This is a genomic window from Halogranum amylolyticum (genome assembly GCF_900110465.1).
GTDB lineage: Archaea > Halobacteriota > Halobacteria > Halobacteriales > Haloferacaceae > Halogranum > Halogranum amylolyticum.
Genome location: NZ_FODV01000006.1, coordinates 92,710 through 105,900, shown reverse-complemented (window position 1 = coordinate 105,900; position 13,191 = coordinate 92,710). Strand labels below are relative to the sequence as shown.

20 protein-coding genes are annotated in these 13,191 nt (G+C 65.1%); 8 read left to right on the top strand and 12 right to left on the bottom strand.

Annotation, left to right across the window (positions count from 1 at the left end; translation table 11 throughout):
- Window positions 1-49: 49 nt before the first annotated feature.
- Window positions 50-478 (top strand): DUF555 domain-containing protein, encoded by a 429-nt coding sequence (locus BSG17_RS13500; RefSeq protein ID WP_089824943.1) that lies wholly within the window; start codon window positions 50-52, stop codon window positions 476-478.
- A 41-nt stretch (window positions 479-519) separates the two neighbouring features.
- Here BSG17_RS13500 and BSG17_RS13495 read toward each other — a convergent pair whose 3' ends face one another.
- Entirely contained in the window at window positions 520-756 is a 237-nt protein-coding gene (locus BSG17_RS13495) for a UPF0058 family protein (RefSeq protein ID WP_089825083.1), read from the bottom strand.
- 348 nt (window positions 757-1,104) lie between these two features.
- Between BSG17_RS13495 and BSG17_RS13490 the strand changes: the two genes are divergently transcribed.
- Window positions 1,105-1,512 (top strand): translation initiation factor IF-2 subunit beta, encoded by a 408-nt coding sequence (locus BSG17_RS13490; protein WP_089824941.1) that lies wholly within the window; start codon window positions 1,105-1,107, stop codon window positions 1,510-1,512.
- Window positions 1,513-1,552: 40 nt separating this feature from the next.
- On the opposite strand, the gene BSG17_RS13485 is transcribed toward BSG17_RS13490, so the two are convergent.
- The 5 genes from BSG17_RS13485 to BSG17_RS13465 all read right to left on the bottom strand — a co-directional run bounded on the left by BSG17_RS13485 (window position 1,553) and on the right by BSG17_RS13465 (window position 5,642).
- Window positions 1,553-1,732: a DUF7836 family putative zinc-binding protein gene (locus BSG17_RS13485; protein ID WP_089824939.1), complete on the bottom strand. Its 180-nt coding sequence runs from the start codon at window positions 1,730-1,732 to the stop codon at window positions 1,553-1,555.
- Between the two features lie 171 nt (window positions 1,733-1,903).
- On the bottom strand, window positions 1,904-2,875 hold the full coding sequence (locus tag BSG17_RS13480; RefSeq protein WP_089824937.1) for a transcription initiation factor IIB: 972 nt from the start codon (window positions 2,873-2,875) through the stop codon (window positions 1,904-1,906).
- 355 nt (window positions 2,876-3,230) lie between these two features.
- Window positions 3,231-3,854 (bottom strand): DUF6517 family protein, encoded by a 624-nt coding sequence (locus tag BSG17_RS13475; protein ID WP_089824934.1) that lies wholly within the window; start codon window positions 3,852-3,854, stop codon window positions 3,231-3,233.
- Between the two features lie 86 nt (window positions 3,855-3,940).
- A complete protein-coding gene (locus tag BSG17_RS13470; protein ID WP_089824932.1) occupies window positions 3,941-4,765 on the bottom strand; it encodes an enoyl-CoA hydratase/isomerase family protein in 825 nt (274 codons plus the stop codon).
- Window positions 4,758-5,642, bottom strand: a complete 885-nt coding sequence (locus tag BSG17_RS13465) for a 3-hydroxyacyl-CoA dehydrogenase family protein (protein ID WP_089824931.1) — start codon at window positions 5,640-5,642, stop codon at window positions 4,758-4,760. Before BSG17_RS13465 ends, BSG17_RS13470 begins: the two co-directional genes overlap by 8 nt.
- Window positions 5,643-5,755: 113 nt before the next feature.
- Here BSG17_RS13465 and BSG17_RS13460 point away from each other — a divergent pair, with 113 nt between their 5' ends.
- The 3 genes from BSG17_RS13460 (at window position 5,756) to BSG17_RS13450 (ending at window position 7,228) form a co-directional block, all read left to right on the top strand.
- Window positions 5,756-6,121 carry a hypothetical protein gene (locus BSG17_RS13460; RefSeq protein WP_089824929.1) on the top strand — a complete coding sequence of 122 codons (366 nt, stop codon included), beginning with the start codon at window positions 5,756-5,758 and terminating at the stop codon, window positions 6,119-6,121.
- Window positions 6,122-6,193: 72 nt separating this feature from the next.
- Complete coding sequence (locus BSG17_RS13455) at window positions 6,194-6,766, top strand: DUF302 domain-containing protein (protein ID WP_089824927.1); 573 nt, start codon at window positions 6,194-6,196, stop codon at window positions 6,764-6,766.
- A gap of 57 nt (window positions 6,767-6,823) precedes the next feature.
- Window positions 6,824-7,228 (top strand): methylated-DNA--[protein]-cysteine S-methyltransferase, encoded by a 405-nt coding sequence (locus tag BSG17_RS13450; RefSeq protein ID WP_089824924.1) that lies wholly within the window; start codon window positions 6,824-6,826, stop codon window positions 7,226-7,228.
- Between the two features lie 67 nt (window positions 7,229-7,295).
- On the opposite strand, the gene BSG17_RS13445 is transcribed toward BSG17_RS13450, so the two are convergent.
- Both BSG17_RS13445 and BSG17_RS13440 read right to left on the bottom strand, forming a co-directional pair.
- The gene (locus tag BSG17_RS13445) at window positions 7,296-7,712 is read right to left on the bottom strand and encodes a hypothetical protein (RefSeq protein WP_089824922.1); all 417 of its coding nucleotides are present in this window, start codon (window positions 7,710-7,712) and stop codon (window positions 7,296-7,298) included.
- Window positions 7,713-7,823: 111 nt separating this feature from the next.
- Window positions 7,824-8,690, bottom strand: a complete 867-nt coding sequence (locus tag BSG17_RS13440) for a hypothetical protein (RefSeq protein ID WP_089824920.1) — start codon at window positions 8,688-8,690, stop codon at window positions 7,824-7,826.
- Between the two features lie 111 nt (window positions 8,691-8,801).
- Between BSG17_RS13440 and BSG17_RS13435 the strand changes: the two genes are divergently transcribed.
- Window positions 8,802-8,996, top strand: coding sequence for a cold-shock protein (locus BSG17_RS13435; RefSeq protein WP_009365432.1), 195 nt, complete (start codon window positions 8,802-8,804; stop codon window positions 8,994-8,996).
- Between the two features lie 88 nt (window positions 8,997-9,084).
- On the opposite strand, the gene BSG17_RS13430 is transcribed toward BSG17_RS13435, so the two are convergent.
- Window positions 9,085-9,531 carry a DUF8009 family protein gene (locus BSG17_RS13430; RefSeq protein WP_089824918.1) on the bottom strand — a complete coding sequence of 149 codons (447 nt, stop codon included), beginning with the start codon at window positions 9,529-9,531 and terminating at the stop codon, window positions 9,085-9,087.
- A gap of 110 nt (window positions 9,532-9,641) precedes the next feature.
- Window positions 9,642-9,761: a hydrogenase maturation nickel metallochaperone HypA gene (locus BSG17_RS27795; RefSeq protein WP_244531533.1), complete on the bottom strand. Its 120-nt coding sequence runs from the start codon at window positions 9,759-9,761 to the stop codon at window positions 9,642-9,644.
- Between the two features lie 98 nt (window positions 9,762-9,859).
- On the opposite strand from BSG17_RS27795, the gene BSG17_RS13425 reads away from it, so the two are divergent.
- Window positions 9,860-10,330 (top strand): MaoC/PaaZ C-terminal domain-containing protein, encoded by a 471-nt coding sequence (locus tag BSG17_RS13425; protein ID WP_089824916.1) that lies wholly within the window; start codon window positions 9,860-9,862, stop codon window positions 10,328-10,330.
- Between the two features lie 59 nt (window positions 10,331-10,389).
- A complete protein-coding gene (locus BSG17_RS13420; RefSeq protein ID WP_089824914.1) occupies window positions 10,390-11,271 on the top strand; it encodes an amidohydrolase family protein in 882 nt (293 codons plus the stop codon).
- Between the two features lie 132 nt (window positions 11,272-11,403).
- Here BSG17_RS13420 and BSG17_RS13415 read toward each other — a convergent pair whose 3' ends face one another.
- Together BSG17_RS13415 and BSG17_RS13410 are read right to left on the bottom strand one after the other, a co-directional pair.
- On the bottom strand, window positions 11,404-12,165 hold the full coding sequence (locus BSG17_RS13415; protein ID WP_089824912.1) for an enoyl-CoA hydratase/isomerase family protein: 762 nt from the start codon (window positions 12,163-12,165) through the stop codon (window positions 11,404-11,406).
- A 298-nt stretch (window positions 12,166-12,463) separates the two neighbouring features.
- Complete coding sequence (locus BSG17_RS13410) at window positions 12,464-13,114, bottom strand: helix-turn-helix domain-containing protein (protein WP_089824910.1); 651 nt, start codon at window positions 13,112-13,114, stop codon at window positions 12,464-12,466.
- Window positions 13,115-13,191: the final 77 nt, after the last annotated feature.

The following is a 13,191-nucleotide window of genomic DNA, read 5'->3' as shown; positions in this document are numbered from 1 at the left end:
TTGTTTTCCCAGCCGAAGCTTCTTACAGCATGATGAACAAACGTGACACATGGATTGCAGAGTCGTCGTCGAAGCGGCCGTCCCAGTGTACGACGTAGAGACCGCCGACGAGGCGGTTCGGATCGCCATCTCGAAGACGGGCGAGATGCTGAACCCGGATCTCAACTACGTCGAGATCGACATGGGTCACCGGCAGACCGAGTCGGGAGAGGAGCTCCCACCAGCGTTCATCGCGGCCGACGAGGCGCTGGTCGCACTCGAACTCGAGATGACCGTGTTCAACGTCGAACGCGAGGAACACGCGAGCCGTATCGCTCGAAAGGAGATCGGAGAGCGTCTCGAGAACATCCCGTTGAAGGTGCTCTCGGTGGACGTGCTACCCGACGAGGAGACCGAGAGCGAGTCAGAAACAGAGACGGAGACAGACAGCGGAGAGACCAGCGTCGAAGCGGACGGCGGCGACGAGTCGGAGTCGTAGCTCGGCGGTCTGGAAGATGTCGCAAGGAGACAGATGTCGCGTTAGTCGGCCTTGGGTGCCAGCGGTTCGACTTCGGTGTCGTCTACCGACTTCGTGATCCCTTTGGCGAGTTTGAAAACAGCAGCTTTGTGGTCGGTCTTCGATTTGTGAATAGATGTCGGTCGGACGCCGAGTTCCTTGTACTCCGTCATCGGGAATTCGTCGCCTTCCCACTTTTCGCATTGGTTCTGTACCTCTGCAAGCAGGCCGTGAAGGTGGATGAGCTCCTGCTTCTTCATGAGCAACGCCAAGTTACCACTGGAGGGTTATATTATTATCTTGAGTCTCGTTAGCACACATTCCCGTCAGAGGGCTGGCAGACGGCAGATCTCGCCGCTTAGACGTCAACGAACCATCAGGCAGAATCTCTTCGCCGGTTGAGTTTCCGCTCACTTGTCTGATACTGAGGATCGAGGTCGGCACTCTTGTCTGCTGTCTGACCTGAAGACGGTACCGGCTCGACTCCCGCTCGTCCACCGGGTCGCTCGCGACGTGCCGTCGGGGTCGTCTCCGTCCGCGCGGCACGCTCGCGAGGCACTCTGCCCACCTTCTGAACGTTTTTGGGCTCCCGCTTCCGTAGTGAGCGTATGGGCTACGAAGACCATCTCGACCGTGCGCTGGAGGAGACGCCCGACATCGAGGACGCCGGCAGCCGCTTCGAAGTCCCCGACCCGGACGTTCGACCGGAAGGCAACGTCACCGTCTACGAGAACTTCCAGTCGACGATCGATCGTCTCGGTCGCGACGACAGCCATCTGCTCCGGTTCCTGCAGTCGGAGCTCGGGACGAGCGCACAGCTCGACGACCGTGGACGCGCCCGGTTCACGGGCGAGTTCAGACAGCGACGCGTCGCCGACGCGCTCGACGCCTACGTCGAGGGGTTCGTGCGCTGCTCGGAGTGTGGACTGCCGGATACGAGACTCGTGGAAGAACAGGGGACGACGGTGCTGAAGTGTGACGCCTGTGGCGCGCTGTCGTCGGTCCCCGACGTCTGAACGACTTCGCGGTCCGTCGACTGCGACCGCTACGCGGCGGTCACTCGAACTGGCGAACGATCTCGAGGTCGCGTTCTGTCCGCATGAACTCGGTCAACCGTCTCGTCGCGTGACAGTTCTGACAGCTGAAGTTCCGACGGGTCTCCGGGAGGTCGGTGGGAGTCGACTCCCACTCCTTTCCACACTCCGGGCACAGAAGACGGACAAACGCTTCGACCATACCCACAGTGTGCCTGCCGACTCAATAAAAGTTTGCGCGCCAACGGACGTTTGTAGAGATTGGGGGAGAACACCCACGCTTCAGTCGTGGGGGCTGTCACATTCGCACGGCTCTGGCTCTCTCTTCCGTAAAAAACACGTCAAAAAACGGTCGTCGACCGCGTCACCCCCATCAGGCGAACAGTCCGAGGTCCCCGGCTTCGAGGAGTTCCTTGTACCGGTTGCGGATGGTGACTTCGCTGATGTTGGCGACGTCCGACACCTGACTCTGGGTGACCTTCTCGTTGGTCAAGAGCGAGGCGGCGTAGACGGCGGCCGCGGCGAGCCCGACCGGCGACTTCCCGCTGTGGATGCCTGCTTCCTTCGCCGTCCGGAGCAGTTCGCGCGCTCGACGCTCTGCCTCGTCGGAGAGACCGAGGTCGCTCGCGAACCGCGGGACGTACTGTTCGGGGTCGGCGGGCTGGATCTCCAGTTTCAGCTCGCGGACGATGTAGCGGTACGTCCGCGTGAGTTCCATCTTGTCGACGCGGGAGACGCTCGCGATCTCGTCGAGCGAGCGGGGCGTCCCCGCCTGTCGGGCCGACGCGTAGAGCGCCGCGGTAGCGACGCCTTCGATCGAGCGGCCGGGGAGGAGGTCCTCGCCCAGTGCGCGGCGGTAGATGACCGACGCCGTCTCGCGGACGGCTTGCGGGAGGCCGAGCGCGGAGGCCATCCGGTCGATCTCGCCGAGCGCCTGCTTGAGGTTGCGCTCCTTGGAGTCGCGGGTGCGGAACCGCTCGTTCCACGTGCGGAGCCGCTGCATCTGCTGGCGCTGGCGGCTCGAGAGGCTCTTACCGTAGGCGTCTTTGTCCTGCCAGCCGATGTTCGTCGACAGCCCTTTGTCGTGCATCATCTTGGTCGTCGGCGCACCGACGCGGGACTTCGAGTCACGCTCGGCGCTGTCGAAGGCGCGCCACTCCGGGCCGCGGTCGACGTTCGCTTCCTCGACGACGAGCCCGCAGTCGCTGCAGACCAGTTCGCCGTGCTCCTTGTCGGTGACGAGTCGGCCCTCGCACTCGGGGCAGGTCTGAACGGACTCGTCCTGCGTTCGCTCCGTCTCGGAGGTGCTGGTGCTCGTGTATCGCTTGATGTTCGTTTCGCTCATGGTGGGGTGGGCGGACGGCGACCTCTCGGGGGAGGAAAGAAGACAGAAGTCCCTCGGGGGCGGCGTCCTTACTCATAGTAAGGGCGAAGACTATATAAATCTGTCGCCGACGTACAGACGCGAAAAACGAACGACAGGCGCCTATATACGGGCGTTTCGCTCCGATATGGGAAGCAAAAAGACGGTAACGAACGATGTTAAAGGTTCCGCAGAATCGAACCATCACCTCATATAACGCTTTCTTTCGGTGACGGCCGTCTCATAGGGGGGTCGTCGTAGACGTTCGTCGCCGGTGAGAATCGAACACGCGGCGAATCGAGAATCGGTGGGTCTCCGGTCCGCTCCGAGACCCCGCTCAGGCCGGGTGGATCGCGGCCGACATCATCGACAGCACGTTCTCCTGTTCGTTCAGTTGCGTCGGGGAGACGCCGAAGCAGACGACGAAGTCCGCGCCGTCGCGAACCTTCGAGACGTGGATGTCGACGTCGATCTGCTGGCCGCTGAACGCCGCTTTCCCGATGTACTTGGTCACCGTCGTATCGGTGCCGAGCACCGCGACGGTCTGAGAGGAGTCCTCTCGGACGTCGCTGATCCCCTCGTAGTTGCTCTGGAGCATCCCCACGAGTCGGTCGTTGTCGTAGTCGCCGACCGGGTTGAACGTCTTTCCTGCGAGTTCGATCGCCGGCGTCGAGATGGCCGCGAACACGCCGAGTCTCGCCGACCCGACGAGGGGGATCGACAGCGACTTCTCGTAGGTCGCTACCTTGTTGACGACCCGGACCGTCTGGGAGGCGAACTCCCGCTCGACGGTCCTGTCTTCGACACCGTTGAACTCGTAACCGGCGTCCGAGGCGACGCTCGCTTCGGTCTCTACCGGCTTCGCCTCGAACGTCTTCGCTTCCCCGAGTAGCTCCGTACACCCGCTCGTCAGCGCCAGTACGCCCGGAACTGCCGCGAGGACACGTCTGCGTGTGGTCATACGTGCCGTACGTTTCGTCTCCGTGATAAACGGTCCGGGTGTGTGACCGTCAGACGGAGTGTTCGACAGACGGCGATTCGATGTCTTTACCGTCCGCGCCACTCGGGGTCGCGGTCCTCGAAGAAGGCGTCGATGCCCTCGTCTTTGTCTTCGGTCGCGAAGAGACCGACGAACAGTTCCTTCTCGTAGTCGAGGCCGGCGTCGAGGTCGAGCCGCGAGGCCGCCTGTACCGCCTCCTTCGCGCGCTGGAGCGCCAGCGGACTCTTCGACGCCATTTTTCCGACCAAGTCGTCGACTCGTTCGTCGAGCACGTCCGGCGCGACCGCCTCCTCGACGAGCCCGATCTCCGCGGCCTCCGTCGCGTCGACGAGTTCGCCCGAGAGCACCAGTCGCATCGCCTGTCCCGGTCCGACGAGTCTCGTCAACCGCTGGGTACCGCCCCCGCCGGGGATGAGCCCTAGACCGATCTCGGGTTGGCCGAGTTTGGCGTCCTCGCGGGCGACGCGTACGTCACAGGCCTGTGCGAGTTCACAGCCGCCGCCGAGTGCGTGGCCGTTGATCCGGGCGACGACCGGTTTGGGGCAGTCGGCGACGACCTCGTACACTCGCGGTCGTTCGCTGGCCTCGCGCTGTTCGACGACCCCGCGCTCGCGGAGTTCTCCCACGTCGGCGCCGGCGACGAACGCCTTCGCCTCGTCCGCCCCTGTGAGCACGACCACGCGTACCGAGTCGTCGTCGGCGACGGCTCCGAAGACGGCCTTCAACTCCTCGCGAACCTGCCCGTTCAACGCGTTTCTGGCGTCCGGCCGGTCGATAGTGACGGTCGCGACGTAGTCACCGCGCTCGCCCACTTCGACGCGGACGAGCTCGCAGTCGGCGGCGACGTCGCGGACGCTCTCCGCGTCACTCATCGGTCCCCTCTTCCCCCGAGACGCCGACGATCTCGCCGTCCTCCCAGACGTAGAACCCCTCGCCGGACTTCTTGCCCAACTTGCCGGCGCGGACCTTCTTCCGGAGCACCGTCGGCGGTCGGAACCGCTCGCCCAACTCCTCGCGGAGCTGTTCGAGGATGTCGAGTCTGACGTCGAGTCCGACGACGTCGCCGAGTTCGACGGGCCCCATCGGGTGGTTGTAGCCGAGTTCCATCGCGGCGTCGATGTCCCGCGGGCTGGCGACTCCCTCCTGGACCATCCGCATCGCCTCCACGCCGAGCGCGACGCCGAGTCGCGAGGAGGCGAACCCCGGCGAGTCCTCGACGACGACGGCCGTCTTGTCGATCCCCTCGACGAACTCCTCGGCGAACTCGCGCGTCGCGTCGCTCGTCTGCTCGGCGGCGACCACCTCGACGAGTCCCATGATGTGGACCGGGTTGAAGAAGTGGAGTCCGACGGCCCGCGACGGATCAGCGAGCGCGCTCGCGATGCCCGTCACCGGGATGGAGGAGGTGTTGCTCGCGAGGACGCAGTCGTCGTCGACGTGTCCTTCGACCTCCGAGAGGACGCTCCGCTTCAACTCCTCGTCCTCCGGGACGGCCTCCACCACGAGGTCGGCGTCGGCGACGGCGGCGAGGTCGGTCGCCCCCTCGATGCGGTCGAATGCGGCGTCGCGCTCGGCTTCGGTGACCTTCCCGCGGTCGATGCCGCCCTGGAGGTTCTCGCGGACGTGTTCGAGCCCCGACTCGACGATCGCCTCGTCGACGTCGCGGAGGACGACGTCGTGGCCGCCCATCGCGCTCACCTGCGCGATACCGTGGCCCATCGTCCCCGCACCAAGTACACAGACGTTCATGAAAGAATCGCCGCCCGCCGTCCGATTAAATCATTCTCTTCGGGAGGCCACAGGGTGTGGTTGTAACTGTCACGGCCACAACGTTATCCCGCTCTCGCCCCATCCTCTCTCACATGGGGGATACGAAACGTGGGCGGGAGAAACAGGCACGGCAGGAGAAGCGTCGCCAACGGCGGAGAGAGATGGAAGCAGAACTCGACCGGGGCGACGAACCCGAACCCGAGCCGACGGACGACGAGAGGGTCGACGTCGAGTCGGATTCCTCGGAGGGTCCTCCCGAGTGTCACCGACGCGGCTGTCACGACCCGGCGGCGTTCGTCGTGCTCGAACGCTATCTCGAGGAGACGAGCCACAGCCCCGTCGAAGCGACGGCGATGCTCTGTGTGGCCCACACCGAAGAGGAGGGGCCGACCAGACTGGAGGCGGCGTACGACGACTACGTCTTCCGCATCGAACCGCTGCCGGAACGCGAGTCGTAGCCACGGAGGTCGAACCGTGCGAATCGACCGCACGGCCGGTAGAATGAATGGTTCCCGCGGAAACACTTTGCTATGTCCGGAGAGATGCCGAACGAGCGGCGGCGACGGATCGTACAACTCGCGGGACTCACGGTGGGCGGTGGGCTCGTCGGGGCGACCGGGAGCGCGAGTGCCGACGACGCCACGACCGAGAGAGACGACGCGACGGGGAGGGACGGAAGTGGCGAGGACGAGTCGGCCGACGAGGACGGTCTGGTCACCGTCCGAAGCGACCGCGACTTCGAGACGACGCTCGAGACGATCCGCGCGCGCATCGAGTCGAGTCCGCTCACACTCATCGACACCGTCGACCACGCCGCGAACGCCGAGTCCGTCGGTCGGGAGCTCCCGCCGACGATGCTGTTCGTCTTCGGCAACCCGAACGTCGGGACGCAGTTGATGCAGGAGCGCCGAACGGTCGGCATCGACCTCCCGCAGAAGCTGCTCGTCTGGTGTGAGGACGGCGACGTCAACGTCACCTACAACGACCCGCAGTATCTCGCCGACAGACACGGTATCGAGGGGAACGAGGAACTGCTCGAGACGATCTCGAACGCGCTCTCGACGCTCGCGACCGGTGACACGTCGGACGCCACCGACGACTGAGTGACGCCACCACGCGAACCGGTGGGCTACATACCTATCGCGTCCGTACCGGTCTCCATGCGGTTCGAACTACTGGACGCGGAGATGCGCCTCGACGAGTCGTATCTCGACGTCGACGAGGCGACGCTCCGACCGCAACTCGTCGCGTACGGCCGCGGCGACCGCCGCGAGTTCGACGTCTCGATCTCCTACCCGGAGGGGCTCGTCGGCGACGTGATGCAACTGATGGCCGCTATCCCGTACGGGGAGACGCGGACTTACGGCGACCTCGCCGTCGACCTCGAGACGTCGGCACAGGCGGTCGGACAGGCCTGCGGCTCGAACCCCGTCCCCGTCGTCGTCCCCTGTCACCGGGTCGTCGCCGCCGACGGTCTCGGCGGCTTCTCGGCCGCGGGCGGGACCGCCCTCAAGCGACGACTGCTGGGGCTGGAACGCGGCGAGTCGCTCGCGCGGTTCGGGTGAGTGCTCGCTGTTCTCTCGGTTCCGTCTCCACCCGCCGCTTAGCGACCCGAAAGCCGCCGTATCGAACTCACTCTGACTCGACGCGTCCGTCGGCGCTCTCGGCGGCGTCGCGTCGCTCGACCGCCTCGCCGTCGCCGGTGTTCCGACGCTCGTTCTCCGCCGCGATGCGTCGACCGCTGTAGACGTAGTAGGCGAGGGCGACCAACGGGAGGACGAACGCCGCAGCGAACCACAGATGGCGGGTGAACCCCCACTCGAGACCCTGTCGCCGGAGCGCCCTGATGTCCCCGTGGACGAGTCCGGCGAAGAAGAGATGGAGGACGAAGACGACGGCGACGACGGCGTCCCAGCCGAACGGGAGGACGAGAAACGCGAGTACGGTTCCGATCGTCCAGATGACCGGCAGGATGGGCCGATACCGCGATCGCACTCGCGGACGCGTCTGGTCGCGCTCGACCTGTTTGCCACGGCGATAGCTGTCCATACTCGTCTCCAGCAGTCGTCACCTGAAAAGCGGTTCGACGCGAGTCCGGACGGTCGCAGAGCGAGCCGTCGTCAGCGGAGGGGAGTCGGCGTCGCTCGACGACGATCGGAGTCAGTCGGCGGCGGTCTCGACCGTCTCCGTCGGCGACGTCCGGTCGAGCAGCGCGCTTCCGGCCGCCAGCGACGCCCCGAACAGGAACCCGACGGCGTGGGCGAACACGTTCGTCAACCGCCCCTCGACGACGAGTGTCGTCGGGAACAGCCCGTAGACGAGTACGGCGATCAGTGCGACGAGCGACGCGACGAACAGCGCGTCGACGAGCAGTTGTCGTCGCGGCCGTTCGACCGGGACGCGACCGCGACGGACTTCGAGGCGGATCCCCAACCCGGCGGTTCCGAGGCCCAGAAGGACCAACCCTACCGAGAGCGGTGGGAGACTGCCGGCGTAGACGACCGTCACCTCCGCGAGCAACAGAAGGACGACGGCCTCGCCCACGTAGATCGCGACCGGTCGGCCGTAGTCGTTCGCGACGAGTACCACGACCGTCACGAGCAGAAAGCCGCCGAAGCCAGCGACGACGCCGGAGAACCCCCGGTTTGTCGGCGTCATCCACGGGAACCACGTCGTCAACGTGAGGTAGTTCACGAGGTTGACGAGCACCGGGAGCACGACGAGCAAGAGCGCCGTCGTCGACCAGAACCACCGCTCGCGGTCGAGCTGTCGACAGACGAGGTAGGTGACGACCGCGACGACGACGTAGCCGACGAGGTTGCCGAAGAGGTGTGCGTCGTCGACGTGGACGTAGGCTGCCGTCAACAGCGTGTGCGGAGCGGGCGACCCGTGGTCGAACGCCAGTCGCGCCTGAGTCGCCGCCGGGAGGAGCTCGTGGACGACGACGAGGAGTGTGGCGACGCTGGCGAGGATGCCGACACCGACTCCCGCGTTCGGCCGACCCGGTCGACTCCGCGGCGACGTCATAGCTGGGTGTACGGTGGAGAACAGATAATGTTCCGGGTCGGTCTGCCGTTTCGAACCGAACCCACAGGTATATAAGGACGACTGACGGAATAGGAGGTGGAGTAATTGCGAATGGCAAAAGGTACTGTCGCTTTCTTCAACGACACTGGCGGATACGGTTTCATCGAGACTGAGGACGCGGACGAAGACGTGTTCTTCCACATGGAAGACGTCGGCGGCCCTGACCTCGAAGAGGGTCAGGAAGTCGAGTTCGACATCGAGCAGGCCGACAAGGGCCCGCGCGCGACGAACCTTCAGCGGCTGTAAGGCCGGACCCTGTAGTATCGGCACTAGACGGACTTTTCACGTTTTTCACCCGCCGAGCGACGGCCCCATCAGTCGGCCCCGACGATAGCTATCCGAGTCGCTTGACCTGTATCTCGTGTGTTCCGTCCGGTGTCTCGACGGTGAGACCGTCGACGAGGTGGTCTCGGACGGCCGTTCGCCACTCCTCGACGGCTTCTGCGTACGCCTCTCGATGGCTCTCGACGTCGTACTCGCCGGCCTCGCGGAGTCGGTCTTCCGTCTCGTCGACGTCGGGGTAGGCGGGAGCGTCGTCGGCGAGGAACCGCTCGGGGGCGAGATGGATCGGGTCGACGTCGTCGTAGCTCCCCTCTCCGCCCTCGCGGTGGATGCGAGCGCGCATCCGCCCGTAGAACGGAGGGGTGATGCGGAGCACGAGTCGCTGTCGCCCTCGCGCCGCCGCTTCGATGGCTGCCACCACGTCGTCGACGGTGACCGCCACTGACCGGATCGCGGTCGGGTCGGGACCGCCGACGTCGCGTCGTCGCTCGTCTTTCATCGGTCTGACTCCTCGTAGGAATCGAGCGAACAAGACCGCTCCGAACCCAGCAGACGCTCGGTCGCGACGACCCGACCGCCGTGTCGACAGCCACCTGACGGGTCGGTGGGTCAGCCGTTCACTCGCGTCGGTTTGAGCCCCCCGCCGCACTCCGGACAACACGACCGGTAGGCCATCGAACTCACACGCTGGTTACACTCTCGACACATGAACGGTCGCCGTTCTGGCATCGTGTGACTATTTGTCATGGTCTGTGTTAAATGTTGTCGCTCACGAACCTGCTCCGGTACGTGCATAAATTTTTATCATCGTTGTGGAAAGTGGGGGCATGGCCTACAGTTACGAGCCACACCACTTCGAGGACTTCGAGGTCGGGACCGAGTTCGAGACCGTCGGGCGCACCGTCACCGAGGCGGACTTCGTGATGCACTCTGCGCTCTCGGGCGACTGGACCGAACTGCACACGAACAAGGAGTACGCCGAGGACACGCAGTTCGGTCAGCGCATCGCCCACGGTCCGATGACGTTCGTGCAGGCGACGGGGTTCGTCTACCGCTCCGGCATCGTCGAGCGCACGGCCGTCGCCTTCCTCGGGATGAACTACATGGACCTGCCGAATCCGGTGTTCATCGGCGACACGCTCACGCAGGAGATGGTCGTCAGCGACCGCAAAGACCTGGGTAGCCGCGACGACGCCGGCCTCGTCGTCCTCGAGTGTACCACGACGAAACAGGACGGGACGGTCGTCTTCGAGGGCGACATGAAGTTCCTCATCAAGACCCGCGCGGCCGACGAGTAGCTCGGCATCGCCGCCGCCGACCGGTTACGCTTTTCACGTCGTCGGTCTATCACGGTCGTATGTCGAAGATACCAATTCTCGCCGAGGAGGACGAACCCCGCGCCATCGACACCCACGCCCACCAGCCGACCGCGGAGTTTCTAGAGGACGCCGGCGGCGAGATGATGCAGGACGCCGCCAGGAAGTTCGGCACCGACATCCACACCTGGGACTACGAGGCGATGGTCGAGGAGTACCACGAGGTCGGCATCGGACGCACAGTGATGCTCGGGTGGGACGCCGAGACGAACACCGGCAACCCGCCCGTTCCCAACGACTACGTCGCCGAGGTTCGCGACGACTACCCCGACTTTTTCGTCGCCTTCGGCAGCGTCGACCCGCTGAAAGACGACTGTATCGAGGAGGCCGAACGCTGTGTGAACGACCTCGACCTCTCGGGGTTCAAGTTCCAGCAGATCGCCCAGGGGTTCGACCCCAGCGACCCCGAACACGACGAGCTGTGGTCGACAATCGAGGACCTCGGCGTTCCCGTCGTCTTCCACGGCGGCAACTCGACGCTCGGCGCGGGGAGTCCGGGCGGTAGAGGGCTGAAGATCAAGTATGGGAATCCGATGCTCATCGACGACGTGGCGGCCGAACATCCAGACCTCCAGATTCTCATCGCGCATCCGGCTTTCCCGTGGGAGAAACAGCAACTCGCCATCTGCCAGCAGAAGGGGAACGTCTACATGGATCTCTCGGGATGGCTGCCGAAGTACATCGACGAGCAGGTGCTGCACTACGCTGGCACCGTCCTGCAGGACAAGGTGATGTTCGGCACCGACTACCCGATGATCCGCCCCGAGAAGTGGCTCGATCAGTTCGCGGAGTACACCGACTTCGGCGAGGACGTCCAGCGGAAGATCCTCTGGGAGAACGCCGAGTCGTTCCTCGGACTGTAGGCTGTCCGCTCTCGCGTCTTCCGTATCCGCTCATAGGGGTTATCGTCGCCGGCCGGAAGACCAGTGATCCGCAGCGAGCCACAGGGTGCAATTCTCACGGAGAGAATCTACGACCGTCTACGATAACCCCTATCAGAACTCCGGCTCTCGTTTCTCCAAGAACGCGCTGACGCCCTCCTCGTGTTCGGGCGTGTCGTAGGCGCGGGCCTGCAGCATCGCCTCGCGGTCGAGCGCGTCTTGCCAACCGCGTCCGGCGTTGCCGTGGATTCCTTCTTTGATGAGTCCGATCGTCCGCGTCGGACGCTTCTGTAGCGTCTCGACGAGGTCGTCGACGGCGGCGTCGAGCTCCTCGGCGGCGACGGTCCGGTTGACGATGTCCATCTTCGCGGCCTCGTCGGCGTCGACGAGGCGGCCCGTGATGGCGAGGTCTTTCGCGGTTCGCAGTCCCAGAAGTTGCGGGAGGAGGAACGTCCCGCCGGTGTCGGGGACGAGGCCGACCTTGACGAACGCGGCGCCGAACCGGGCGGAGTCGACGGCGACGGCGAAGTCGGAGACGGCGACGACCGCCATCCCCGCGCCGACGGCGTCGCCGTTGACCTTCGCGACGATGGGCACCGACGACTCGATGGCGGCCTCGGCGACGCGGCCGAACGTCGTCGTCATCACCTCGTAGGACTCTTCGGCGTTCCAGTCGCGGTCGGCCATCATCTGGACGTCGCCGCCGGCGGAGAAGGCGTGCCCCTTACCGGTGACGACACAGACGTCGTGTGTGTCGGGGTCGAGCGCTTCGATAGCGTCGGCCAGTTCCGCGGCGACGGTCGTCGTCATCGCGTTCCTCGCGTCGGGACGGTCGAACGTGACTCGGCGAACACCATCTTCGTCAGAGATGCGCATGGTGAGCCATCGGCGGGGGTGGTTGTAAAGTCGTTCCCGGCGGAACGGTGACGACCCGCGAGACGCGAAGACGACGACCGTCTGCCGACTGTCTGACGAAACTCCGCCAAGGGAAACCGTTTTCATTCGGGCGCGAGTCACCCGATTTGCTCGTCGTCGTCTCGTTCGCCGGACGAAACGGCGAGTTCCGTCTCAGGCAAGACGTGACCCGTGTGGTTTCTGGCGAACGCCGACGCGCCGCCACGCGTCGGCGAACCACTGTACGATCTAGCCGACAAGCCGACAGTTCTCTCCGAACTCAATCCCCGAACACCTGTGTCAACAGCCCTGCCTGTCCCCGCCGCAACCGCTCGAGGAACGCCGACTTGCTGATCCCCAACTCCGCGGCGACCTCGCTGGCGGTCGTCTCTCGGGGGACCGAGAAGTAGCCCATCGCCAGCGCCGTCCGGAGCGCCGCCTCCTGTGCAGGCGTCACGTCCCAGCGACCGGTCGCCGCACTCTCTCCCTCGGGGCCGAGCGGGTAGACCCGTTCGAGCGTGACGCCGACGGTCGCTCCCGCGGCTTCGAGGACGCCCTGGAGGACGTCGTAGCCGACGACCGCACCGGTGTAGCGCTCCTCGCCGTCGCGGTAGGTAAGCGTCTCGGCGACGAACCCGACGTCGGTCAGTTCGTGGACGACGCAGGGTACCTTCGAGAGACAGCGATACTCGTCTCGGTCCGTCCGTTCGTTGCCGGACGACCGGTGGAGATAGCGGATCCGGTCGTCGGCGTCGAGCGCCGCCGCGAGCTCGTCGCTCTGGGGAGCCCCGAACCGGAGTAGTGCGTTGCCGTCGGCCCGGAGCTGTGGTGGCCGACACTCGATTGGGACGCCGGCCGTCGCCGACGCGTCGGCGAGGGGGCAGTCGTCGCCGGTGACGCGGAACTCGACGACCAGACACTCGTCGATCATCGCACTCTCGTCTCTACGAGCCGCCACTACATATAAACCCCGTCTATAGACGGCCTAATCGGTATGTGCTCGCATCT